Origin of the sequence: Streptomyces sp. NBC_00683 (assembly GCF_036226745.1) — a bacterium.
Lineage (GTDB): Bacteria > Actinomycetota > Actinomycetes > Streptomycetales > Streptomycetaceae > Streptomyces.
In genome coordinates this window covers 467,639-490,215 of sequence record NZ_CP109013.1, presented here as the reverse complement: position 1 = coordinate 490,215, position 22,577 = coordinate 467,639, and the positions used below count along the sequence as shown (strand labels likewise).

The following is a 22,577-nucleotide window of genomic DNA, read 5'->3' as shown; positions in this document are numbered from 1 at the left end:
ACCCCGCCGGCGGACCCGGTGGGGTCACAGCAGGTTGACGAGCCGTATGTAGCGCACCCAGTCCCAGTTGACCCCGGGGTCGGTGTGGTCGCTGCCCGGAACCTCGTGGTGACCGATGATGTGCGCACGGTCCTTGGTAAGCCCGTAGCGGTCGCAGATGTTCGCGGTCAGCCTGGCCGACTGCTCGTACATGGCGTGCGTGAAGTACGCAGGCTGATCCACCCAGCCCTCGTGCTCGATGCCGATGCTGCGGGTGTTGTGGTCCCAGTTCCCCGCGTGCCAGGCGATGTCCTTCTCGCGTACGCACTGGGCCACGTATCCGTCCCCCGAGCGCACCACGTAGTGGGCCGACACCTTCTTGGCCGGATTCTGGAAGATGCCGATGGTGTCGGCGAAGGTCTCCTGGGCGACATGGATGACGACGAAGTCGACGGGATACGCCGAAGGCCGGCTCGACACCGTGTAGTTGGAAGGGGAAGCCGGAGCCCAGTGGGCCGAGGGATAGTCCGTGTCGCCGGTGGGGACGGCGGCTGCTCGGACCGATGCCGGTAAGAGGGCCGCGGCTGCTGTGACGGCTGCACTCTGGAGAATCCTTCTGCGGCGCATCGACACTCCTGTTCGGGAGACGTCCGTAGTCCGTGACGGGCCGTCCGATGTACGGCAGAGTAACCGGCCGTCTCACCGTAGGGCTGCGATACGGACGAAGGAAGAGGGCGACTTCCCGTGGAGGAGCGGACGTGCCCACGCGCGTGCAAAGGCACCGGGCGCAGCCGTCGTCGAACCGACGGCTGCGCCCGGTGACGGTGTGTCGTGCGGGATCAACCGGTCAGCGGTCGGGGCAGCTTGAGCAGGGTCACCGAGGTCTCGATGCCGCTGTCCACCAGACGGCCGTTCGCGTCGAAGGCCTCCGCGCCGTCCGTCATCCCGAAGTCGTTGTCGTTGATGAGCGCAAGGGTGTCGCGGCCCGTGACCGCCACCCCCTCGATCTTGCCGGGCACGCCCGCGACCGTGCCGAGGTCGACGACCAAGGTCTTGCGCAGCACCCGCACCCCGGATGCGGAGGGATCGTCGAGCTCCTCGTACGCGGGCGAGGTTGCCGGGTCGTCCCACACCGAGCCCAGGATGCCGCTACCGCCGGGCAGCGTCACCCTGTGGAGCCGGGCCGACCTGTCGGTGCGCTCCTCCACCAGCAGGCTGTCGCGGCCGATCGCGACGACCGAGGAGATCTTCAGTTCGGACGTGTCGTCCTCGCCCGGGTCGACTACCTCGACCGGGTCGAAGCGGTAGGCGTACTCCGCCGTCACCTTCTGCTTCTTCGTCGAGAAGCGAAGGAACCGCACGTTGCGGGAAGACTCGCCCGCGTCCTCGTCCGGAAGCGAGAGCGGGCTCTGCACCGCGAGCACCAGGTCCCCGCCGGGCAGCAGCGCCAGGCCCTCGAAACCGCGGTTGATCTTGCGGTGCAGCAGCACGCCGGGCAGCGCCTCGACGACGCGGTAGTCCGCGCCCTCGAGCTGCAGGCCCTGCGGTACGTAACGCGTCAGGACACGGCCGCGCGAGGAGACATGGACGAGCGACGGACCGTACTCGTCGACCAGCCAGAACGAACCGTCCGGCGCACGGACGATGCCCTCGGTGTCCAGCCCGTTCGGGTTGTACGCGAGAGGTGTCTGCGCGTCGAAGGTGTACGGGGCCTCGTCGCGGCTCGCCTGGTTCGCCAGCCCCGTCACCGCCTGGCCGGAACGCGTCGTCAGCGGCAGGGAGTCCACCACCTCGACCCGCCGGCCGTCGACGCGGATCCTGACGATCGCGGGGTCGAAGCCCGGCACGGGGAAGGTGCGCCGCTTCTTGCCGTCCACCTTGATCTGACCGTTCGGACCGCGGTCCGTCACCGTCCAGAACTCGCCCCTGCGGCCCGTCGGGAAGAGGTCGCTGCCGATGCCGCCCAGCATCACGTCCCGGTCGTCGGAGACCGTTCCCGGCAGCAGGCCGTTGCTGAACGCGGCCAGCGGTACATCGCCGAGCACCGCACTGCCGGTGACCCGCGCCGTGCGCTCGGGGCGGCCGCCGGATCCGTGGCCGTCCTGCGAACCGGCCGCGGTCGCCGCGACACAGACCGTGGAGAGCAGGGCGAGCGGCAGCCCGACTGCAAGGGATCGACGGACAACGCGCGCGGACATGGGGCCTCCTGGTGGCACTGACGCTCGGTCGGTCGTCAGGCTCTGCCCCCACGCTCAACGTCTGGTGACATCGAGTTGAACGTGGGGACAGCAGGTGAGGAACGGGACAGCCGCTCAGACGTCGGACAGGGCCCCGGCCAGCGCGCCCGCCGGATCGTCGTCCGCCGGCCCGGCCGGAAGCCACCGGCCCCGCTCCTTGCGGTACGGCCACCAGCGCCCGTCACGCCCGTACCGCAACTGCGCACCGGAACCCGTCGCGGTCCAGCGGTTGTTCGCGGCGCGCAGCTGCGGGCCCTCGCCCTCCTCCCACGCGGCGGCCAGCTGCGCACGGGCCCGCGCGAGCTCCTCCGGGCCCGGCAGCCACTCCTCGTCGAACACCGCCAGGGCCGCCGTCCCGCCGTACCGCCATGCGCGCACAGCGGCGTCGAGGTCCGCCCGCTGCCGTCCCGAGGCCGAGGCGAGGCGGGCGGACACCTGCCCGTCCGGCCGGGTAGCGGCAGCCAGCCGCACCGCGTCCTGTTCCGGCGTCAGCCCGCTTGCCACGGGCTGACGTTCGTGACCCTCGGCGAGGGCATCCGCCAGCATCGCGAAGGCCCGTACGGCGCTGTCTGCCGCCAGTACCTCCAGAGAGGAGGGATCGACGCCCGCCACCGGATCCGTCTCCGAGTCCAGCGACGGCGGCAGACCCGGTTCCGCGGGCAGCGGCGGGGGAGGGGGCAGGGGCGGCAGGATGTCCCGCGCGGCGAACGCCTCGTCGGCCCGGACTCCGCGCGGGAGACCCTGACCCGTCAGGGCGTCCGGCTCCGGGTCCGTACCGTCCGCCTCACGGACCGCACGCGCGGCGCTGCGCACCTGGAGCTCGTCGAGCAGCCGCCGTTCGCCACGTCCCCGCAGCAGCAGCAGTACGAACGGGTCCTGGTCCAGGAGCCGCGCCACCTGGTAGCACAGCGCTCCCGTGTGCGGACAGTGGTCCCACGCCTCGCAACTGCACTCGGGCTCCAGGTCGCCGATCCCCGGCAGCAGCTCGACCCCGGCTGCCGCCGCGTCCTCCACCAGATGAGGGGGCATCTCACGGTCCAGCAGCGCGGCGATGTGCCCGGATCGCTCCGACGCCATGTCCAGGAAGCGGTCCCAATCCGCCTCGCTCAGCTGCTGGAGGAGCACATCACTCCGGTACGCGGTCGAGTCGCGGTCCTGCACGACCGCGGTGATCCGGCCCGGCCGGACGGACACCGCGCCGACCCTGCCCTCGCGGGCCAGTCTGCGGCCCTTCTTGAGCTGTTGACCGTCCAGCGCCGTGTCCTCCAGTGCCTTCAGCCACGCCTGTCCCCACCAGGACGACGCGAATCCCCTGCCGTGTGCGGCCGGAAGGGCCGCGAACGTACGCTCCGGTCCGTAGGTGTCCTTCATCGTGCGCCCCCTCGGAGCTCGACCAGGTCGGCCAGTTCGGCATCGGTCAGTTCCGTCAGCGCCGCCTCGCCCCCGCCGAGGACGGCATCCGCCAGCTTCTGCTTGCGGACCAGCATGTCGGCGATCCGGTCCTCGATGGTTCCCTCGGCGATCAGCCGGTGCACCTGCACCGGCTGGGTCTGCCCGATCCGGTACGCACGGTCGGTGGCCTGCGCCTCCACGGCCGGATTCCACCAGCGGTCGAAGTGCACCACGTGCCCGGCCCGGGTGAGGTTGAGCCCCGTACCCGCCGCCTTGAGCGACAGCAGGAACACCGGGGCATCGCCCGCCTGGAACCGGTTCACCATCGCCTCCCGCGCGGCGACGGGCGTGCCACCGTGCAGGAACTGGGTGGGGACCCCGCGGGCGGCCAGATGCTGTTCGAGCAGCCGCGCCATCTGCACGTACTGGGTGAACACCAGCACGCTCGCCCCCTCGGACAGAATCGTGTCGAGCAGCTCGTCCAGCAGCTCCACCTTGCCCGATCGGTCCGCGATCCGGGGTTTCTCCTCCTTGAGGTACTGCGCCGGGTGGTTGCAGATCTGCTTGAGCGCCGTCAGGAGTTTCACGACGAGTCCGCGGCGCGCGAAGCCGTCGGCGCCGGAGATCTCGGCGAGGGTCTCCCGCACCACCGCCTCGTACAGACCGGTCTGTTCCGCCGTCAGTGACACCGCGCGGTCGGTCTCCGTCTTCGGCGGCAGTTCCGGGGCGATCCCCGGGTCGGACTTGCGGCGCCGCAGGAGGAACGGACGCACCAGCGCGGCCAGCCGCTCGCCGGCGGCAGGGTCGTTGCCGCCCTCGACCACGCCTGCGTACCGGGTACGGAACGTACCGAGCCTGCCCAGCAGTCCGGGGGTCGTCCAGTCGAGGATGGCCCACAACTCGGAGAGATTGTTCTCGACAGGGGTACCGGTGAGCGCGACGCGTGCTCCCGCACCGATGGTCCGCAGCTGCTTGGCCGTTGCCGAGTGCGGATTCTTCACGTGCTGGGCCTCGTCGGCGACGACCATGCCCCACGACGCCTGGGCGAGCCGTGCCGCGTCGAGGCGCATCGTGCCGTACGTGGTGAGGACGAACTCGCCGTCCGCCAGGCCCTCCAGGGAACGCGCCGGGCCGTGGAAGCGGCGCACCGGCGTGCCCGGGGCGAACTTCTCGATCTCCCTCTGCCAGTTGCCCATCAGGGAGGTCGGGCACACCACGAGGGTCGGTCCTGCGGCGCGCTCGATGCCCTGCCGGTGCAGATGCAGAGCGATCAGGGTGATGGTCTTGCCGAGCCCCATGTCGTCGGCGAGACAACCACCGAGGCCGAGCGACGTCATGGTGTGCAGCCAGTTGAGGCCGCGCAGCTGGTAGTCACGCAGGTTCGCGGCGAGGGCCGCCGGCTGACCGACCGTCTGCTGGTCCCGCGACTCCGGGTCGGCGAGCCGCGCACGCAGGTCCTCGAACCAGCCCGTCGCCGAAACCTGCACGCGTCGTCCGCCGATGTCGGCGGTCCCGGTCAGCACGGCGCCGAGAGCGTCGATGGGCGTGACCTTGCGGTCCTGCGCCTCCCGGGCGCGCCGGGCCTCCTCCGGGTCGATGAGGACCCACTGGTCGCGCAGCCTGACCAGGGGCCTGCCCGCCTCGGCGAGCCGGTCGAGCTCCTCGCGGCTCAGCCTCCGGTCCCCGAGCGCGAACCGCCAGTCGAACGCGAGCAGCGCGTCGGCGGACATGAGCGAGGGCGTGTCCGATTCGGTCCTTGCGGGGCGGGCGGCCCCGCCCTCCTCGTCGTCCGGGCCGAAGGCGTCCGAGGGGCCGATCACCGCGCGTGCGGTGAGCTTCCTGGCGAGCTCCTTGGGCCAGTGCACCTGAACTCCCGTCGCGGCGAGGGCGCGGGCCGCGGGGCCGAGCAGCTCCGCGATCTCCTCGTCGGCCGGCTCGACCGCGTCCGGCACGGCGGCCGACAGCAGTGGTGTCAGCGGAGGCCAGGCGCGGGCGGCGCGGCGCAGCGCCAACAGGGCGTCCATGCGGGCGCGGGGGCCGAACGACGAGGCGCCGGGGGAGCGAGCTGCCCATACATCGGCCGCGTCTGCGACGAGGGACGGATCCTGGACGCTGTGGATCTGCAGGACGGCACGGAACGAGGGCCGTGCGTCCGTATCGTCCGCCGCGTCGGTCGCCCCCGCGAGCCCCAGCACCTCGATACGCAGCGAGAGCCGGACCCCCGCGTCGTTCCCGGCGGCCACATCGGCCGCCCACGGCCGCAGCCCGGGCAGGTGCTGCACGGCCGGGGCCGCGAACGCGGGCCCGCCCGTGACGAGTTCGGCGGCCGGGGTGCGTGGCAGCCCGTCGGCGACGGCATCGAGGAACGAGCGCAGCAGCGGCTCGGGCTCGGCGAGCATGACCGGATCCGCTGCCGCGTCGAGCGGAACCGCGTGAGCGGTGGGCGGCATGGAAGCCGCCAGGATCCTGATCCGTTCCAGGTCGTCGGCGGTCAGCGGGCCCGCGCGCCAGGCGTCGTTGTCGCCCGGGCTCAGCCCCGGCAGGAGCAGTCCGCGCGCGACGAGTTGAAGAGCGAGCATCGCGGCGGCGCCCCAGAACGCCGTCGCCGCGGAGGCGTGCGCGCTCGCGCGCGCCCGTGTGAGAACGGGCAGCGCGTCGCGCACCGGCATGGCCAACGCCTGCACGGTGCAGGGGCGGGCGTCGCTTCCGACGACTGTCAGCTCCGTCGAACTCCCTGGACCACCGGGAGGGGTGCTACCGTCCGGGTTCCAGAACGCGATCAGGCCGGTACGGGCCGGATCCGCGGGGAGGAAGACTGCGGAGCAGCGGGACAGTTCGACGATTTCGTCATGTGTTGTTGCCGCAGGGAGCCTGTGCACAGCGATGTCAGATTCCTCAAATTTGACTAGTGAGCCCGGGGTCGCCGAGGGTACTCCATCCACGGCCCGTTCCGGGAGAAATGCACAGTGATCCACCTCACTCATTTCTGCCTTCTGAAGCCTGGGGTGCAGCCGGCACCACCACGGGGGGAGGGGGCTGGCCCCCGTACTTCCGGGGTGGTGACGCCATGGCAGCCGCAGGCCCGCCATCCGTACGTTTGACGAGGTCAGCGTAGATGCCCAGAAACCGGAGACGTCATGCCCCAGGCGGTAGCCACCGTTGCGCAGCACACCCGTGACGGATCGGAGGGCCCGGGAGCTCCCCAGGCCTCCGGCAGTGATTTCGCGCCGCTCCTGAAGGCCGTGAAGAGCCAGGGACTCCTGGAGCGCCGCACCGGCTGGTACGCGGCGGGCATCGCCGCCAACCTGGTCGCCCTCGGAGGTGTCATCACCGGCATGGTGTTCCTCGGCGACACCTGGTGGACCCTCTTCCTCGCCCTTCCGCTGGCCATCCTGTGGACCCGTACCGCCTTCTTCGGGCACGACGCCGGCCACGCGCAGATATCCGGGAACCGCAAGGCGAGCCGCGGCGTCGGGCTGATCCACGCCAACCTGCTCCTCGGCATGAACGAGGCCTGGTGGAACGACAAGCACGTACGCCACCACGCCAACCCCAACCACATCGACAAGGACCCCGACGTCGGGGTCGGCGCCCTGGTGTGGACGCAGAAGCAGGCGGCACAGCGCGAGGGCTTCGCCCGCTGGCTCACCCGTAACCAGGCGCGGCTCTTCTTCCCGATGCTGCTCCTCGAGGGTATCGCCCTCAAGATCTACGGCTTCCAGTTCCTGCGGCGCCAGCCCGTCCGCGAGCGCGCACTCTCCGGTCTGCTGCTGGCCGGCCACCTCGCGCTGTACGCGACGCTGCTGCTCACCACGATGTCGCCGGCCAAGGCCGTCGTCTTTGCCCTCGTGCACCACGCACTCTTCGGCCTCCACCTGGGCATGGCCTTCGCGCCGAACCACAAGGGCATGGAGATGCCTGACCCGGACGGCGACCGCTGGGGCCACCTGCAGCGCCAGGTCCTCACCTCACGCAACGTCCGCGGCGCCGTCCTCACCGACTGGTTCCTCGGCGGCCTGAACTACCAGATCGAGCACCATCTCTTCCCGAGCATGCCCCGCCCCCACCTGCGCCTGGCGCAGCCGCTGGTCAGGGCCCACTGCCGGGAGATCGGGATGCCGTACGCGGAGACCGGCCTCATCGAGTCCTACCGACAGGCCCTGGAGCACATGCACGAGGTCGGCGAGCCGCTGCGCTAAACGGGAGCGGCCTGCTGGAACCGATGGGCGGTCGCAGGCGTTCTCACACCAGGAGCGGCTCCGGCCGCGGAGGAGGCACGGATCATGTCGAACGGTGCAAAGATCGCCATCGGGGGAGTGGTCGCGGCAGTCATCCTGATTCCGTTCATCGGATTCTGGTGGTCACTGCTGGTCCTCATCGGGGTGCCCACGGTGGGCTACCTGATGCTCGATCCGGCCCAGCGGCGCAGGCTCCGCAGGATCAGCCGCAAGGAGATAGGACGCTGAACAGCACAGTCGTGGCCGTCAGCAGCAACGGCGTGTACGCATTCACCAAACCGAACCGGGACAGCGTCACGCTGCTGGCCGGGCTCGGCGTGGAGGGCGATGTCCACGCCGGTGTCACGGTCAAACACCGGTCGCGAGTCGCACAGGACCCGACGCAGCCCAACCTGCGTCAGGTCCACCTGATCCATCAGGAGCTGTTCGCCGAGCTGCGGGATGCCGGATTCGACGTCGCGCCCGGTGACCTGGGAGAGAACGTCACCACCGGTGGCATCGACCTGCTCGCCCTCCCGGCGGGCACGCTGCTCCACCTCGGCGACGAGGCCGTCGTCGAGGTGACGGGCCTGCGCAATCCGTGCCTGCAGATCGACCTCTTCCAGGACGGACTGCTCAAGCAGGTCGTCGGGAGGGACGAGGACGGCGGCATCGTCCGGAAGGCCGGGATCATGGGCATCGTCAGGGTCGGCGGAGTCGTGCGGCCCGGCGACCCCGTCAGGACCGAGCTGCCCGCCGAGCCGCACCGTCCGCTGGAGCGAGTCTAGGACCTCTCGTCCGGCCCGCCCGGTGCTGGTCCGCGGGCCGGCCGCCTGCTCCCGCAGGTCGGCCCGTGGCTGCCGGTCACCCCGTAGCGGACCCGGGGCTCAGGCCGGCCGGACAGCCAACTCGTCCAGTGACTTCAGCAGCCCCGGCAGTTCGGGGCCGCGGCCGACCGGCAGGACCTCGCCCGGCTCCTCGTCCAGAAGGACGAACGCGATGTCGTCGGTTCTGGCCACCAGGGACCAGCCGGGGCCGTCGACGCGCAGCATGCGGGCCCCTCCGGGGGCGAACGCGGAGCGTATCCGGCCGGGCGGGGGCGGGGCCGTGACGTATGCGAGGGCCTCTTCGAGCGCCCGGCGAACGCCGGGGTGCTGCCGGGAGCCGGTGCCTTCCGCGGCTTCCCCCGCGTCCCCCTGTCCACTCTCCGATGCCTGTGCCTCCGGAGCCTGCCCGTCCTCCGACGCGTTCTCGTCCTCCGACGCGTTCTCGTCCTCCGACGGCTTTCCGTCCTCGGGCGCGTTTCCGTCGGGCCTGCTGAACGTGGTGTCGTCGTCGATCTGCTCGCGCCAGACGGCCCACTGCAGGGCGATCTCGTCCGCGCCGAGACGGCGCTGGGCCGCTCCCCACACCTCGGTGTCCGGCGGTGTCAGGGGTGCCGGGTCGGTTCCCTCGGCAGACGGGTCCGGCAGCGGGTCGTGCGGCGCGGGAACGCCGGGCGCCGCGACCGCCAGGGCCAACGGCCAGCCCGGCAGTGCGCACACGACCGAGCGGTCGTCGGGGGAGAGGTCGTACTCCATGCCGCAGTCCCAGGAGGCGATGGCGACGGCCACCAGGGAGACATCGTCGACGACGACCGTCCAGCGGGCACCGCCGCCGTCCTGGCCGAGCACCAGACCGTAGCCCTCGGCGTACGGTTCGATGCCCAGCGCACCGCACGCGGCCACGTAGTCGTCGCCGAGCACGCTCGGGAACTGCGCGGGGGTCAGCAGTACCGCGGTCAGCACAAACAGTGCGTCGTCGTCGGCGACCGCCTCGTCGGTCCCGGCCACAGCACCCTCCTCTTTCCTCACAGCTTCGTCCGTCGGCGCACCTTAACTACTCGGTAACCCTGCCGTCGAGGCCCTGACAAGGGATATTGCCCGGTGACAGGCGGTCTCCGCAGCCGCTGCGGCACGCCGGAGCACCCCTCGCACCGTGGTGCCCGTCCGCCCGGCCCGCGTAGGCTTGTGCCTCCGGCCGACGAGGGGACAGCCAGGGTGAAGCGGTTCGAACGGCTCAAGGAGATCCAGCGTCTGGACCCGGAGCGGGACTTCCTCGAGATCTACCGGCTCACCGTGACGTACGAATTCCCCTGGGACATCACCCGCGCACTCGAACTCGCCCTGTACCGCACCTACGCCGTCCCCAGCATCGGCCGACTCCTCGCGGAGACAGGGGAACTGACGGAACGTTCACAGAAGCGGTACGACGACACCGCACTTCTCCTCGACTCCGTCGTGGAGCACGGCTTCGACAGCGAGGCAGGACGCACGGCGGTCCGGCGGATCAACCGGATGCACCGCAGCTACGACATCAGCGACGACGACATGCGCTACGTGCTGTGCACCTTCGTGGTCACCCCGAAGCGCTGGCTCGACACCTACGGCTGGCGCAGGCTGTCCGACCACGAGCTGCGCGCCGTCGCCGTCTACTACCGCACGCTCGGCACACACCTGGGCATCAAGGACGTGCCGCAGACGTACGAGGACTTCGAGCGCACCCTCGACGCCTACGAGGAGGAGCACTTCGGCTGGGACGAGGGCGCACGCTCGGTCTCCGACGCGACGCTGGCTCTCATGGGCTCCTGGTACCCGCGCCCGCTCGCACCCGTCGTGCGCAAGGCGGCGCTGGCCCTCCTCGACGACTCGCTGCTGCGCACGTTCCGCTACGAACGCCCCGGCCCCGTCGCCCGGGGACTGACCCGCGGAGCGCTGCGCCTGAGGGCCCGAGCCGTACGGCTCCTGCCGCCCCGCTCCACCGCGCACTACGCCCGTCAGAACCCCGAGATCAAGGGCTATCCGAACGGGTACGAGGTCGCCGGGCTCGGGACGTTCCCCACCCCGGGCGTCCGCGGGTGCCCGGTCCCGCACGGGCGGCCCTCAGACACTCCGGTCGAGTGAGCCGAGGGTGGCGCGGAGCCACCTGAGCTCGGCCTCACTGGTCGCCCGGGCGATCGTGAGGATGCCCTGGCGGAACGGATCGTCCAGTTCCTCGGCGCGCAGCGGCCGGTCCCCGGCGTAGAAGAAGCTCGCGGGCTCGTCCAGGAAGGCCAGCCGCCGCCGGAGCACGGCGGCCTGGGCCGGTGGGTCCGGCAGATGACGCAGGAACGCCAGGAGCGTGAACCAGCGGTTCTCGTCGGTGATGTCGCCTCTGGCGGGTTCCGCCAGACGGTGCCGCAGCTCCGTCCTGCCCGCCTCGGTCAGTGTCAGGACGTGACGGGGTGCGGCCGTGCTGCCCGGCTGTGTCTCCCGGGCAAGCAGCCCCGCCTTCTCCAGTCGCTTGATGGCCGGGTACAGCGTGCTTTCCGCGACCGGCCTCACATGTCCGGTCAGGGCAGTGATGCGTTTGCGCAGTTCGTAGCCGTGCAGGGGGGTGTCGTACAGGAATCCGAGGATGGAGAGCTCCAGCATGCCCGCATTCTGCCTCATGTGCGGGGTACATCGTTGCAGTGATACATCTCTGCCGTTATACATCGGCGACGATGTATGCTCCAGGCGAAGCGAGGCGTCGACGAGTGGGGGACCTGTGTACGAGGCGAAGTTCGACCAGCGGGGGAGTGTCGTCCGGTGGACCGAGTCGGGCGGGAGGTCCGACGGCGCCGGTGCGGCCTCGGTGTACGTGCACGGGCTCGGAGCGATGTCCTCCGTCTACCACGCGCACATCGCGGCCGCCCCGGCGCTGTCCGGCCGCCGCTCGCTCCTCGTCGACCTTCCGGGGCACGGCATCAGTGACCGGCCCCAGGAGTTCGGCTACACGCTGGAGGACCACGCGGACGCGCTGGCCGCCGCGCTCGACGGAGCGGGAGTGCGCGGCGCGGACCTCATCGGCCACAGCATGGGCGGCGCGGTCGCGATCGTCCTCGCGCACCGGCGTCCGGAACTGGTACGGCGTCTGGTCCTGACCGAGGCCAACCTCGACCCGTACCCGCCGGTCACCGCGGGGAGCAGTGGCATCGCCGGACTGTCGGAGGAGGAGTTCGTCCACGGCGGGGGCTTCGCCCGGGTGCTGGCGCGAGTGGGTCCGGCCTGGGCCGCGACCATGCGGCTCGCCGACCCGCTCGCCCTGCACCGCACGGCGACCGGCCTGGTGCGTGGCACCGACCCGACCATGCGCCGGATGCTGATGGAGTCGCCGGCCGAGCGTGTGTACCTGCAGGGCGCGCTGAGCGGTGAACTCCCGGGAAGGGAGGAGCTGATGGGCGCCAGCGTACGGGTGGAGACGGTCCCGGAGGCGGGACACGTCCTCATGTTCGACCGCCCGGACGCGCTGGTGCGGGCCGTCGCCGAGCGCCCCGCGTGACGCGCGGACGCTCAGCGCGCGCGTACGGCGAGAACCAGGAAGCGGTCGTCCTCGTCGGTGTACGAGTCCAGCCCCCACCCCGCGTGTGCCAGCAGGGGGACGAGACGCGGCTCCGCCCGTAGATCGTCGTCCGAGATGCTGCGGCCGTGCCGCGCGGCCAGCGCGGCCCGGCCGATCGGATGGAACAGGGCCAGTCGGCCGCCGGGGCGTACGACACGTGCCAGCTCGCCCAGCCCCCGCTCGGGACGGGTGAGATGAGAGATCAGGCCGGCCGCGAACACCGCGTCGAGCGTTCCGTCACGCACCGGCAGCCGTGCCGCATCGGCCACGAGCAGGGCGCCGCTGCCGGCCCGCCCCGCCCGTACCGCCGCATCCAGCATGGCGGGTGTGAGGTCGGCGCCGAGCACCGTGCCGCCGGGTCCCACCGCGTCACGCAGGTGCGGCAGCGCGCGCCCCGTACCGCAGCCCGCGTCGAGAACGGCGTCGCCGGGGCGAAGTCCGAGTGCGCCGACGGCGGCGGCGTACGCGGGCCCGTCATCGGGGAACCGGCTGTCCCAGTCCGCTGCTCGGACCGAGAAGAAGTCCTGTACGTGTGTGTGGTCGTCGGCCATACAGACATGATCGCGTAGTCCGTATCCGAGCGAAACGGCACGGAACGGTGCGCACGTTCGACCCTGGCTCGATCGTTCGGGAACATCTCTCTGTCATATTTCAGCAGCTTTCGAAATGCGCCCCTGGCATGCGCCCCTGAGCGGGCTAGCGTCCCCGATTCATGGGACACCTGGACCACGCCACCTTCGGCTGGCTGACACCCGCGCTGTCGTACGCGATGGCATCGATCGGCGCCGCACTCGGGCTCCGCTGCACCGTGCGCGCGCTCGCCACCAGCGGCCGTTCGCGCCGCAACTGGCTGTTCACCGCCGCATCCGCCATCGGTACGGGCATCTGGACGATGCACTTCGTCGCCATGCTCGGTTTCGGCGTCACCGGTACCGACATCCGCTACGACGTTCCGCTCACGCTGCTCAGCCTGTTGGTCGCCATGGTGGTGGTCGGGGCCGGAGTCTTCGTGGTCGGCTACAGCCGTGACCGCTCGCGTGCGCTCCTCATCGGCGGTCTCACGACCGGGCTCGGAGTCGCCAGCATGCACTACCTCGGAATGGCCGCCCTGAGGCTGCACGGCACCGTCGCGTACGACCCGCTGCTCGTGGCGCTCTCGGTGACGATCGCCGTCGTCGCCGCGACAGCGGCCCTCTGGGCGGCACTGAACATCAGGTCGCCCGGGGCCGTGGCCCTCGCGTCACTCGTCATGGGCGCGGCAGTCAGCAGCATGCACTACACGGGAATGCTGGCCGTCGGAGTCCGGGTCGCACCGTCGGGATCCGAGCTCCCCGGAGCGACCGTGATGCAGTTCATCTTCCCGCTCGCCGTCGGCCTGGGCTCGTACCTCTTCCTCACCTCGGCGTTCGTCGCACTCTCACCGGCGGCCCGCGAGCGCGTGGAGGACGCCGCCGAACGGGCCCCGGCGGCAGTGGCTCCCTGACGCCAGGGCGGCGGCAACGCCGTCCCGGCGACCGGACGGCGCGGAATTCCGCCGTACACAGCACTCGGGGCACTGAGCTCCACACCTGGAACGAGGAGGCCATGCGCACACCCCGCACGACGACCCCGGACCCCGGTGCGCACGGCGAACGGCCCGCGCCACCGCCGCGCGGACGACGCGCGCACGCAGGCCGGCCGGCCGACGAGCGCACCGACCACCGGGCCGGGTCGCCGGCGCCGGACGATCCCCCGGCGCGTCGAGGGTCCCTGCGCCCCAGGACCGTGCGGGCCAAGGTCATTTCCCTGCTGATGGTCCCGGTCGTCTCGCTGCTCGCCCTGTGGGGATTCGCCACCGTCACCACGGCGCAGGACGTGGCCCGGCTGCGCGAACTGCAACGGGTGGACAGCACCGTACGAGCCCCGGTCCAGGCGGCGGTCGCCGCCCTGCAGACCGAACGCGAGGCGGCACTGCGCCAGTCGGTGGCCCCGGGTACCGGGCACGCCGCCGACCTGAAGCGCCAGGCGAAGCACACCGATGCCGCGCTCGGAGCGCTGCGCCTGGGCGACCGGCACACGGTCGCCGACGCGGGCAACCTCCCCGAGGGGGTCGCGGGACGGCTCAGCACCTTCCTCGAGCACACCCAGCGACTCCCCACCCTGCGCAGCAGCCTGCTGGACCCTCCGGCCGGCGGTTCCCGGGACAGGGACGCCGACCGGCGCGCCGACGCGGCCGCCGCATTCACGCAGTACTCCGAGGCCATCACCGCGGCGTTCGGTGTCTCCGGCGCGCTGACCGGAATTCAGGACGCCGAGCTGGGGTCCGAGGCCCGCGTCCTGCTCGAACTGGCGCGGAGCGGTGAGATGCTGGCGCGCGAGGACACGCTGCTGGCCTCCGCCGGACTCACCGGGACACTCGACGGTGAGCGGCTGCGCAACTTCACCGGCGCGGTGGCGACCCGCCGGAGCCTGGCGAGTACGGCCGGGGCCGATCTGCCGTCCGCCGGCCGAAATGCCTGGCGCTCCCTCACCGAAGGCGGCGCGTATCGCAGGATCACGGCAGCCGAGGACAAGGTGCTCCAGGCGGAGCCGGGCCGTCGGGCCGCGCAGTCGGTGTCCCCCGCGGCATGGGAACGCGACGTGACAGCCGTACGCGAGGAGCTGAGCTCCATCGAAACCGGCGCGGTCGACCGTGCCGCCGACCGAGCCGACCCCCTCACGCGCGCACTGCTCAGCCCCGCGGGAGCGGCCGTCCTCTTCGGTTTCTTCGCCGCCGCCGCCTCACTCATGATCTCCGTGCGCATCGGCCGGGCGCTCGTCGTCGAGCTCGTCAGCCTCCGCAACAGCGCGCTGGAGATCGCCCGGCGCAAACTGCCCCGCGCCATGCAGCGACTGCGCGCCGGCGAGGAACTGGACATCCGGGCGGAGGCGCCGCCCGGCAGGCCTTCAAACGACGAGATCGGTCAGGTGGGCGAAGCACTCGACACCGTCCACCGCGCCGCACTCAGCGCCGCCGTCGAACGTGCCGAACTGGCCAGCGGGATCTCCGGAGTCTTCGTCAACCTCGCCCGCCGCAGCCAGGTCCTCGTCCACCGCCAGCTCACCCTTCTCGACGGCATGGAGCGCCGCGCCGACGACCCCAACGAGCTGGGTGACCTGTTCCGGCTCGATCACCTCACGACCCGGATGAGGCGGCACGCGGAGAGCCTGATCATCCTCTCCGGGGCAGCACCCGGGCGCGCCTGGCGGATGGCCGTACCACTGACCAATGTGGTCCGTGCCGCAGTCTCCGAGATCGAGGACTACTCACGGGTGGAAGTGCGGGCGCTGCCGGACGCGGGCGTGAAGGGGGCGGCCGTGGCCGACCTCACCCACCTCCTGGCGGAACTCGTCGAGAACGCCGCACAGTTCTCCCCGCCGCACACCAAGGTGCGCATCAGCGGCGAACCGGTGGGCAACGGGTACGCCCTGGAGATCGAGGACCGTGGGCTCGGCATGGGCAAGGAGTTGCTCGGCGAGGCGAACCGGCGCATCGAGCAGTCGGAAGCGCTCGACCTGTTCGACAGCGACAGGCTCGGCCTCTTCGTGGTGAGCAGGCTCTCCGCCCGTCACCAGATCAAGGTCCAGCTGCGCACCTCGCCGTACGGGGGCACGACGGCGGTGGTGCTGCTGCCCACCGCACTGCTCCAGAGCGGACTGCCGGCAGGCAAGTCGGCCGCTCCGGAGGGCGCCGCCGACCCGGGGAGCGCCACAACGGTGGCCCGGGACGACGACAGCAGGGCACAGGCACCAGGGCCACGCGCCGCGGCCCCACGCCCCACCGCGTTCCCCGCCCCGGTGGCCGTGCCCGCGATCGAACCGCGTACGCCCGTCGAGGCCCGTAGGGGGCCGAAGGCCGCACCCGCGCCGGTCACCACGCTGCACCGGCGCGCACGCCCCTCGGCTTCCACGGGGCCCTCGGGTCCCACGGGTTCCACGGGTCCTTCAGGAGTCCCGGGTCCCTCCGGTACCTCGGACGAGGACGGCGAGCTGCCGCGTCGCGTCCGGCAGGCCAGCCTCGTACCCCAGCTGCGCGAGAAGCCGCGCCCGGAGCGCGGAGACTCGCGCGACCGAGGGACCACACCGCCCGTCGAACGCACGCCCGAACAGGCCCGCGACCGCATGACCGCCTACCGCAACGGATGGGTCCGCGGCGGCGGGGCCGCACCGGGCCGCAGCACACCCGGACCCGCTTCCGGTATCCGGCCGTACACCGAAGGAGACCAGGCATGATCGCGAACGAGAGGGCGGCGGCTTCCCGCGGCTCCGGCGAACTCGACTGGCTGCTGGACGATCTCGTCGCACGGGTCGGCGAGGTCCGGCACGCAGTCGTGCTGTCCAACGACGGGTTGGCCGTCGGTGCGTCCAGTGCCCTCAGCAGAGAGGACGCCGAGCACCTCGCGGCTGTGGCGTCCGGCTTCCACAGCCTCGCGAAGGGTGCGGGCCGGCACTTCCGGGCCGGGGGAGTGCGCCAGACGATGGTCGAGATGGACGAGGGCTTCCTGTTCGTCGCAGCGGCCGGCGACGGTTCCTGTCTCGCCGTGCTGAGCACGGCCTTCGCGGACATCGGCCTCGTGGCCTACGAGATGGCGCGCCTGGTGAAGCGGGTGGGCGAGCACCTCGCCACCCCGGTGAGGCTCGCAGAACCACCGGCGACCGGCTGAGGGGGCGGACGTGCGCACGGGCATGAGCGACGACGGAACGGCGCAGGGCAGTCAGTGGTACGACGCCGAAGCAGGCCCGCTGGTCCGCCCCTACGCCGTGACGGGGGGCCGTACCGATCCGGGTCCCAGCGGGGTGCGCTTCGACCTGATCGCGCTCGTGGCGGTCGACGAGGCGGCGCCGGACGGTTCCGACGAGGGACTGCTCGGCCCGGAGCACCGGGCCCTGCTGACGCTGTGCCGCAGCGAGACCCAGTCGGTCGCGGAACTCTCCGCGGACGCCGACCTGCCCGTCGGCGTGGTGAGAGTGCTCCTCGGCGATCTGCTCGAAGCCGGCTTCGTACGGGTCAGTCGTCCTGTGCCCCCGGCACAGCTGCCCGACGAGCGGATCCTGCGTGAGGTGATCGACGGCCTGCGGGCGCTGTGACGGGACCTCCGAGAAGGCCGTGTGCCCGGCCCTCCCGCGTCTGCCGAGCCGACCTGGGCACCCCTGGGGCACCCCGACCACCTGGAACACCTCGAATGCCTGGGATACGGCGAATATCTCGAATGCCTCAAACTCCGAGTCGAATTCCGACCGGAGTGACCGGACGTGAACATTGAGCGGGCCTGTCCGGTCACATCGTTCAAAAACCGTTCACTCCCTTCGGCGGCAGCCGCTCCTTGCCATGCTGTCGCCGCTACTTGACGGCACTCGCGAGAGAAGTGATGGATGTCCTCCGAGCATGTGGACAGCACGGGTGGGGAACAGACCGAGGACACCACGGCCCTCGCTCTGAAGATATTGGTCGCCGGCGGTTTCGGGGTCGGCAAGACGACCCTGGTCGGAGCCGTCAGTGAGATCCGGCCGCTGCGCACCGAGGAACTCCTCAGTGAGGCAGGGCAGTCCGTGGACGACACCGGCGGAGTGGACCAGAAGACCACCACGACCGTGGCCATGGACTTCGGCCGCATCACCATCAGGTCCGGCCTGTCGCTCTATCTGTTCGGCACCCCGGGGCAGGACCGTTTCTGGTTCCTGTGGGACGAGTTGTCCACGGGGGCGCTGGGAGCGGTTGTGCTGGCCGACACCCGACGGCTCGAGGACTGCTTCCCGGCAGTCGACTACTTCGAACACCGCCGCATTCCGTTCGTCGTCGCCGTCAACTGCTTCTCGGGTGCACGCACTTACGGGGAGGAGGACGTCTCCCGCGCACTCGACCTCGACCGGGGTACGCCGGTCGTGCTGTGCGACGCGCGCGACCGGGCCTCCGGAAAAGAGGTCCTGATCCGCATGGTCGAGTACGCCGGGCGGATGCACACCGCCCGGCTGCTCGACTCCGTGGGGCAGGCCGGCGCGCACTGAGCCGGACGGAGCGAACCGTGCCGGCCTGCCGGCACGGTCTAGGAGGCCACCTCGGCCATGGCCAGCACCTTGTCGATGTGCACGCGTACGACGAGTTCGCCGGCCACACCGTTGCGTGCCCCGAACTCCTCGGCCGCCTCCGCGCCCATGTACCGGCCTGCGATACGGGTCGCCCAGCGGCGCAGTTCGCCGAGGTCCTCGCTCAGGTCCGCACGCCCCTGGAGCACGGCGAACGCGAACGGGGGCCGGTCGTCGTCCACGCAGATCGACACCCTTCCGTCCCGCGCGAGATTGCGGCCCTTGACGCTCTCCTTTCCGGTGTTGAAGACCAGATCGTCACCGTCGAGCAGGAACCAGACGGGCGCGATGTGCGGGCTTCCGTCCGCTCGTACGGTCGAAACCTTGGCGGTGCGGGTCCCCTCCGAGAGGAACGCCCGCCATTCGTCCTGGGTCATGTGGTGTGCCATGAGCCCATCTTCGGACGAGATCCGGAGCATGGCGCGAAGCGACGCCCCGGAGAGGGGGAGGCGCTTGCCCGCGAGGGACCCGTGCGCGAGGCTTGCCCATCGACGCGGGGAACGGACGAACGGGGAGGATGAGCACATGCCGATGGACCGGGGACTTGACTGGCTCCTTGACGATCTCACCAGCCGGGTGGAGCACATACAGCACGCTCTGGTGCTGTCGAACGACGGGCTGGTCACCGGAGCCAGCGCGGAACTGGCACGCGAGGACGCCGAGCACCTGGCGGCGGTCTCGTCCGGACTGCACAGCCTGGCCAGGGGATCGGGGCGTCACTTCCGGGCCGGAAGAGCGCGCCAGACCATGGTGGAGTTCGACGAGGCAATGCTCTTTGTGACGGCGGCGGGCGACGGCAGCTGTCTGTGCGTGCTCAGTTCCGCGGAGGCCGACGTCGGCCAGGTCGCCTATGAGATGACCTTGCTGGTCAATCGCGTGGGCGAGCACCTCGGCGTTACAGCACGGCAAGGTGCAGAGCGCGCCGACAGCCTCTGAGCTGCGCTTTTCGCTGAGTATTCGGAGTTATCCACAGGGGCAGCGGGATCTGCCTCCCCTGGTTACCGTGGTCACAGAGAGTATTCGACCACACGGGGGAGGCCAGTCATGGCTGTCAAGGAAGCGGCGCGCACCGGCCGCGCGGGAGCGGAGCGCACGGACGCGGCAGCGGGCGGGGGCGCCGGAGCGGGTGGAGGCGCGGGAAGCACACTGGCCGCAGGGCGCGCCGCGCAGGCGCTGGAGTTGAAGCGCGGCGAGTTCGATCTTGCCGTCCATCTGGGGCTGATCAGCGCGGACGCGCCGGCGGGCGGCGGAAGGCCGCGGGTCCGTAGGGAAGAAGTCGACAGGCTGCAGGCCATGGCCGGCTTCCCCGAATCCCTCCGGGACAGGGTGCGCACGGCGGGGACGGCGGAGGGCGCCGCCCTGCTCGGCATCAGCAGCGTCCGCTTCACCGGGCTGGCCCGGATCGGGTGCGTCTCGCCGGTGGCGTTCTATCTGAACCGTTACCGTGCGGTGGTCTGGCTCTACCTCGTGGACGAACTCGCGGGATTCGGTGCCAGGGAGCCCGAGCTGCTCGCCGGAAAGAGCCCGGTCGGGATGCGGACCATGCTGGAGGGCGGCGTAGACCGGCGTGCGCGCAACTGGCGTTCGCGCAGGATCGACCGGTTGCTGAGCCGGACGGAGGATCCATGGGCGCGTGCCGCGGTGCAGGCGTCCGCTCTGGACGCCGTGCAACTCGCGGAAGTGGTGGACGACCCGTACGAACGCGCCTACCTTGCGCGTATCCGGCCGGAACCTGTCTTCGGACGGCCGGGATCCGTGTCCGGCAGGGAGACCATGGGGCAGCTGATGCTGGCCGACGATCCGGACGAGATCCTGTGGCGGCGGGTCAACCTGGCCATGGAGCTGGACCGGGCGCGCGAGCGCCGCTCTGCTCCCCGGCCGGGTGGCGAGCCTGGGAGCGCGCCGGTACCTGTGCCCGCGCCAGCGAGGGAAGCGGTCGACCGGGTGCCGGGTCGCACCGTTGCGTCAGCCGCGGCCGGGGCGGGTCTGCTTGCCCGGATCGGACTGGGCAGGCGACGGAGCCGAGATCATTAAGTGCTTGCGACCGGCCCGTTCGCACAGGCATCTTTGCCCCATGCTGATCAGAGAAGCCACCACGGAGGACTGGCCCGCCATCTGGCCGTTCTTCCACGAAATCGTCTCCGCAGGTGAGACGTTCACCTTTCCCCCGGACCTGGAGAAGGACGATGCCAGGGGCTGGTGGCTCCTGTCCGCCCCGAGTCGTACGGTCGTCGCGGTCGACGACGCCGGGACCGTCCTGGGCACGGCCAAGATGAACCGGAACCACATGGGCAACGGATCGCACATCGCCAGCGCCAGCTACATGGTCGACTCCCGGCACTCCGGCCGTGGCGTGGGCCGGGCCCTGTGCGAATACACCGTGGAGTGGGCGCGGGAAGCGGGCTTCCGCGCCATGCAGTTCAACGCCGTGGTGGAGACCAACACCCACGCCGTACGGCTGTACCGCTCGCTCGGATTCGAGGTACTGGGGACGCTTCCGGAAGGCTTCAACCATCCGGCCGAGGGCTACGTCGGACTGCACATCATGCACAAGGCCCTCTGAAGCGCCCGCCGACCCGCTCAGTCGCCGACACCGGAGATCGTGCGACCCGCGGGTCCGGCGTCCTCCACACCGCTCCTGGTCCCCGGAGTGACCACGGTGCCGGCCCAGGACAGTGCCTTCCAGCCATCTTCGGGCGTGCCCTCGACCACCACGACTCCCGTGTTGTCGAGGGCATGGGCGGCGGCGAACTCCACCGAGACGTTGTGGGCACGGGCCGCCGTCCACATCCTGATCGCCGCGCCATGACTGATCAGAGCAGCCGTGCCCGCAGGAGCCGGTCCGGCGGCCGACGCGGCCTCAGCGACCACCGCGTCGAAGCGGGCCAGGGCCTCGGCGCCGCTCTCGCCCCCTGCCATACGCCTCGCCGTGTCGCCGGCGGACCAGGCGAATGCCGTCGTCAGATACTCCGTCACCGCCGCCCTGTCGGCGCGCATCTCCAACTCCCCGGCGGACAGTTCGCGGATGCCGTCGCGGATGCGGACATCCAGACCTCGTTCGGCAGCCAGGGGCGCCGCCGTCAGCTGCGTGCGCGTCAGCGTCGATGCGTAGAGGGCGCGAATGTCCTCACCGGCCAGGGCGGCCGGAAGTTCGGCTGCCTGACGCAGGCCCAGGGAGGTGAGCCCGGGTCCGGGCCGTGCGGTGTCCAGGAAGTGGCCGAGGTTGGACGGCGTCTGACCGTGACGGATCAACAGCAATCGCATAGAACGGGTCGGGCTCCAAGGCGGGGCGCATCGTGCGGCAACAGATATATGTACTGGTCACCCTCTCATCGAGCCATCCCGGGCCGCACCCGCCCCGGCCCCGGCGTGTCCGCCATGTCATAAGTCGCGGTGATGTGACAACAGTTGGTGTGTCCGATGCTTCGTGGGGTGGGTGCACACCCTGGTGGAGAGGGCAGTACTGTGCGCCCCACCGCCAGTCCGGCGGGGAAACTCGTATGGAGGAAGAATCCATGACCATACCCAGGAGATCGTGGCGTGGCGCGGGAGCATTCGCGGCCGCTGCGGTTGTCGGCCTGGCCGGCGGAGTCATCTCCGCCGCGCCGGCCGCAGCTCACACCCCCACCTGGGTCGTGACCTGCTCCGACGTGAGCGTCGACCTGACCGCATACTCGAGCGACGTGGCCAACGTCGTGACCGTCTCCGTGGTGGGCGGCAAGGAACTGCTCCCCGCGACGACGTTCGGTCGGGAGTTCCACACGAAGACGCCGCTCCAGCTGCCGTCGCACGACAAGGAGCTGACGGTCCGGCTCGTCGTCAAGGCCGGAGACGGCGAGAAGTTCTCGCGCGACGAGACGAAGCAGGCCCCGGTGTGCGAGGACAGCACTCCGTCGCCGACGCCGACCGAGGCGAAGCCGACGCCGAGCACTGAGCCTCCGGCCACGCAGACCCCCGAGCCGAGCGCCACGCCGAGCGAGACCGCTACGGAGACCGCGCCCGCCCCGGCGGAGCCGAGCCCCAGCGCGCCCGACCTGGCCGAGACCGGTTCGTCGTCCGCGACGCCCGTCATCGGCGGAGCCGCGATCGCGGTTCTGCTCGCCGGTGGCGGCATCCTGTGGTCCGTCCGTAAGCGCCGTTCCGCGCAGCACTGACGTATCCCGGCAGTCCGGCCCGACGGACCAGTTCCGGGAGGCAGGGTGAGGGGCGTACCGCATCGGAAGCGATGCGGTACGCCCCTCAGCGCGTT

General features: G+C 71.0%; 23 protein-coding genes. 14 read left to right on the top strand and 9 right to left on the bottom strand.

The genetic code is table 11. The features are described 5' to 3' along the window. Positions 1-24 precede the first annotated feature (24 nt). From OG257_RS02425 to OG257_RS02410, 4 genes are all read right to left on the bottom strand, one after another. Positions 25-606, bottom strand: coding sequence for an N-acetylmuramoyl-L-alanine amidase (locus tag OG257_RS02425; protein WP_329204359.1), 582 nt, complete (start codon positions 604-606; stop codon positions 25-27). Between the two features lie 212 nt (positions 607-818). Beyond that, a complete protein-coding gene (locus OG257_RS02420; RefSeq protein ID WP_329204358.1) occupies positions 819-2,177 on the bottom strand; it encodes an esterase-like activity of phytase family protein in 1,359 nt (452 codons plus the stop codon). A gap of 114 nt (positions 2,178-2,291) precedes the next feature. Then, complete coding sequence (locus OG257_RS02415; protein WP_329204357.1) at positions 2,292-3,587, bottom strand: SWF or SNF family helicase; 1,296 nt, start codon at positions 3,585-3,587, stop codon at positions 2,292-2,294. Next, the gene (locus tag OG257_RS02410; protein ID WP_329204356.1) at positions 3,584-6,487 is read right to left on the bottom strand and encodes a DEAD/DEAH box helicase; all 2,904 of its coding nucleotides are present in this window, start codon (positions 6,485-6,487) and stop codon (positions 3,584-3,586) included. Before OG257_RS02410 ends, OG257_RS02415 begins: the two co-directional genes overlap by 4 nt. A gap of 258 nt (positions 6,488-6,745) precedes the next feature. On the opposite strand from OG257_RS02410, the gene OG257_RS02405 reads away from it, so the two are divergent. The 3 genes from OG257_RS02405 (at position 6,746) to OG257_RS02395 (ending at position 8,613) form a co-directional block, all read left to right on the top strand. Beyond that, positions 6,746-7,807, top strand: a complete 1,062-nt coding sequence (locus OG257_RS02405; protein ID WP_329204355.1) for a fatty acid desaturase family protein — start codon at positions 6,746-6,748, stop codon at positions 7,805-7,807. An 84-nt stretch (positions 7,808-7,891) separates the two neighbouring features. Beyond that, a complete protein-coding gene (locus tag OG257_RS02400) occupies positions 7,892-8,074 on the top strand; it encodes a hypothetical protein (protein ID WP_329204354.1) in 183 nt (60 codons plus the stop codon). Next, the gene (locus OG257_RS02395; protein ID WP_329214863.1) at positions 8,071-8,613 is read left to right on the top strand and encodes an MOSC domain-containing protein; all 543 of its coding nucleotides are present in this window, start codon (positions 8,071-8,073) and stop codon (positions 8,611-8,613) included. The genes OG257_RS02400 and OG257_RS02395 overlap by 4 nt, the downstream gene beginning before the upstream one ends. 99 nt (positions 8,614-8,712) lie before the next feature. Here the strand turns inward: OG257_RS02395 and OG257_RS02390 are convergent, their stop codons facing one another. Next, positions 8,713-9,657 carry a hypothetical protein gene (locus OG257_RS02390; protein ID WP_329204353.1) on the bottom strand — a complete coding sequence of 315 codons (945 nt, stop codon included), beginning with the start codon at positions 9,655-9,657 and terminating at the stop codon, positions 8,713-8,715. A gap of 207 nt (positions 9,658-9,864) precedes the next feature. Here OG257_RS02390 and OG257_RS02385 point away from each other — a divergent pair, with 207 nt between their 5' ends. After that, the gene (locus OG257_RS02385) at positions 9,865-10,767 is read left to right on the top strand and encodes an oxygenase MpaB family protein (RefSeq protein WP_329204352.1); all 903 of its coding nucleotides are present in this window, start codon (positions 9,865-9,867) and stop codon (positions 10,765-10,767) included. On the opposite strand, the gene OG257_RS02380 is transcribed toward OG257_RS02385, so the two are convergent. After that, a complete protein-coding gene (locus tag OG257_RS02380; RefSeq protein ID WP_329204351.1) occupies positions 10,747-11,277 on the bottom strand; it encodes a PadR family transcriptional regulator in 531 nt (176 codons plus the stop codon). The two genes, OG257_RS02385 and OG257_RS02380, sit on opposite strands and share 21 nt — an antisense overlap. 115 nt (positions 11,278-11,392) lie before the next feature. Between OG257_RS02380 and OG257_RS02375 the strand changes: the two genes are divergently transcribed. Next, positions 11,393-12,166, top strand: coding sequence for an alpha/beta fold hydrolase (locus tag OG257_RS02375; protein ID WP_329204350.1), 774 nt, complete (start codon positions 11,393-11,395; stop codon positions 12,164-12,166). Positions 12,167-12,177: 11 nt separating this feature from the next. Here OG257_RS02375 and OG257_RS02370 read toward each other — a convergent pair whose 3' ends face one another. Then, positions 12,178-12,777, bottom strand: coding sequence for a class I SAM-dependent methyltransferase (locus tag OG257_RS02370; protein ID WP_329204349.1), 600 nt, complete (start codon positions 12,775-12,777; stop codon positions 12,178-12,180). A gap of 161 nt (positions 12,778-12,938) precedes the next feature. On the opposite strand from OG257_RS02370, the gene OG257_RS02365 reads away from it, so the two are divergent. The 5 genes from OG257_RS02365 (at position 12,939) to OG257_RS02345 (ending at position 18,250) form a co-directional block, all read left to right on the top strand. Then, a complete protein-coding gene (locus OG257_RS02365) occupies positions 12,939-13,709 on the top strand; it encodes an MHYT domain-containing protein (RefSeq protein ID WP_329204348.1) in 771 nt (256 codons plus the stop codon). Positions 13,710-13,810: 101 nt separating this feature from the next. Further along, a complete protein-coding gene (locus OG257_RS02360; protein WP_329204347.1) occupies positions 13,811-16,477 on the top strand; it encodes a sensor histidine kinase in 2,667 nt (888 codons plus the stop codon). Then, complete coding sequence (locus tag OG257_RS02355; protein WP_329204346.1) at positions 16,474-16,908, top strand: roadblock/LC7 domain-containing protein; 435 nt, start codon at positions 16,474-16,476, stop codon at positions 16,906-16,908. Before OG257_RS02360 ends, OG257_RS02355 begins: the two co-directional genes overlap by 4 nt. A 22-nt stretch (positions 16,909-16,930) precedes the next feature. Further along, positions 16,931-17,332 carry a DUF742 domain-containing protein gene (locus tag OG257_RS02350; protein WP_329204345.1) on the top strand — a complete coding sequence of 134 codons (402 nt, stop codon included), beginning with the start codon at positions 16,931-16,933 and terminating at the stop codon, positions 17,330-17,332. A 285-nt stretch (positions 17,333-17,617) separates the two neighbouring features. Further along, entirely contained in the window at positions 17,618-18,250 is a 633-nt protein-coding gene (locus OG257_RS02345; RefSeq protein ID WP_329204344.1) for a GTP-binding protein, read from the top strand. A 38-nt stretch (positions 18,251-18,288) separates the two neighbouring features. On the opposite strand, the gene OG257_RS02340 is transcribed toward OG257_RS02345, so the two are convergent. Continuing rightward, complete coding sequence (locus OG257_RS02340; RefSeq protein WP_329204343.1) at positions 18,289-18,717, bottom strand: PPOX class F420-dependent oxidoreductase; 429 nt, start codon at positions 18,715-18,717, stop codon at positions 18,289-18,291. Between the two features lie 136 nt (positions 18,718-18,853). On the opposite strand from OG257_RS02340, the gene OG257_RS02335 reads away from it, so the two are divergent. The 3 genes from OG257_RS02335 (at position 18,854) to OG257_RS02325 (ending at position 20,891) form a co-directional block, all read left to right on the top strand. Then, positions 18,854-19,264: a roadblock/LC7 domain-containing protein gene (locus OG257_RS02335; protein WP_329204342.1), complete on the top strand. Its 411-nt coding sequence runs from the start codon at positions 18,854-18,856 to the stop codon at positions 19,262-19,264. A gap of 108 nt (positions 19,265-19,372) precedes the next feature. Continuing rightward, positions 19,373-20,362, top strand: coding sequence for a DUF6397 family protein (locus OG257_RS02330; protein WP_329204341.1), 990 nt, complete (start codon positions 19,373-19,375; stop codon positions 20,360-20,362). 40 nt (positions 20,363-20,402) lie between these two features. Continuing rightward, a complete protein-coding gene (locus tag OG257_RS02325) occupies positions 20,403-20,891 on the top strand; it encodes a GNAT family N-acetyltransferase (protein ID WP_329204340.1) in 489 nt (162 codons plus the stop codon). 17 nt (positions 20,892-20,908) lie between these two features. On the opposite strand, the gene OG257_RS02320 is transcribed toward OG257_RS02325, so the two are convergent. After that, entirely contained in the window at positions 20,909-21,592 is a 684-nt protein-coding gene (locus tag OG257_RS02320; RefSeq protein ID WP_329204339.1) for a histidine phosphatase family protein, read from the bottom strand. 251 nt (positions 21,593-21,843) lie between these two features. Between OG257_RS02320 and OG257_RS02315 the strand changes: the two genes are divergently transcribed. Continuing rightward, complete coding sequence (locus OG257_RS02315; protein WP_329204338.1) at positions 21,844-22,482, top strand: LAETG motif-containing sortase-dependent surface protein; 639 nt, start codon at positions 21,844-21,846, stop codon at positions 22,480-22,482. Positions 22,483-22,577 lie beyond the last annotated feature (95 nt).

Excerpts from the sequence above, each read along its gene's own strand:
- OG257_RS02425 (WP_329204359.1), bottom strand. The coding sequence starts at position 606 with ATGCGCCGCAGAAGGATTCTCCAGAGTGCAGCCGTCACAGCAGCCGCG.
- OG257_RS02420 (WP_329204358.1), bottom strand. The coding sequence starts at position 2,177 with ATGTCCGCGCGCGTTGTCCGTCGATCCCTTGCAGTCGGGCTGCCGCTC.
- OG257_RS02415 (WP_329204357.1), bottom strand. The coding sequence starts at position 3,587 with ATGAAGGACACCTACGGACCGGAGCGTACGTTCGCGGCCCTTCCGGCC.
- OG257_RS02405 (WP_329204355.1), top strand. The coding sequence starts at position 6,746 with ATGCCCCAGGCGGTAGCCACCGTTGCGCAGCACACCCGTGACGGATCG.
- OG257_RS02400 (WP_329204354.1), top strand. The coding sequence starts at position 7,892 with ATGTCGAACGGTGCAAAGATCGCCATCGGGGGAGTGGTCGCGGCAGTC.
- OG257_RS02380 (WP_329204351.1), bottom strand. The coding sequence starts at position 11,277 with ATGCTGGAGCTCTCCATCCTCGGATTCCTGTACGACACCCCCCTGCAC.
- OG257_RS02370 (WP_329204349.1), bottom strand. The coding sequence starts at position 12,777 with ATGGCCGACGACCACACACACGTACAGGACTTCTTCTCGGTCCGAGCA.
- OG257_RS02365 (WP_329204348.1), top strand. The coding sequence starts at position 12,939 with ATGGGACACCTGGACCACGCCACCTTCGGCTGGCTGACACCCGCGCTG.
- OG257_RS02360 (WP_329204347.1), top strand. The coding sequence starts at position 13,811 with ATGCGCACACCCCGCACGACGACCCCGGACCCCGGTGCGCACGGCGAA.
- OG257_RS02355 (WP_329204346.1), top strand. The coding sequence starts at position 16,474 with ATGATCGCGAACGAGAGGGCGGCGGCTTCCCGCGGCTCCGGCGAACTC.
- OG257_RS02350 (WP_329204345.1), top strand. The coding sequence starts at position 16,931 with ATGAGCGACGACGGAACGGCGCAGGGCAGTCAGTGGTACGACGCCGAA.
- OG257_RS02345 (WP_329204344.1), top strand. The coding sequence starts at position 17,618 with ATGTCCTCCGAGCATGTGGACAGCACGGGTGGGGAACAGACCGAGGAC.
- OG257_RS02340 (WP_329204343.1), bottom strand. The coding sequence starts at position 18,717 with ATGGCACACCACATGACCCAGGACGAATGGCGGGCGTTCCTCTCGGAG.
- OG257_RS02335 (WP_329204342.1), top strand. The coding sequence starts at position 18,854 with ATGCCGATGGACCGGGGACTTGACTGGCTCCTTGACGATCTCACCAGC.
- OG257_RS02330 (WP_329204341.1), top strand. The coding sequence starts at position 19,373 with ATGGCTGTCAAGGAAGCGGCGCGCACCGGCCGCGCGGGAGCGGAGCGC.
- OG257_RS02325 (WP_329204340.1), top strand. The coding sequence starts at position 20,403 with ATGCTGATCAGAGAAGCCACCACGGAGGACTGGCCCGCCATCTGGCCG.
- OG257_RS02320 (WP_329204339.1), bottom strand. The coding sequence starts at position 21,592 with ATGCGATTGCTGTTGATCCGTCACGGTCAGACGCCGTCCAACCTCGGC.
- OG257_RS02315 (WP_329204338.1), top strand. The coding sequence starts at position 21,844 with ATGACCATACCCAGGAGATCGTGGCGTGGCGCGGGAGCATTCGCGGCC.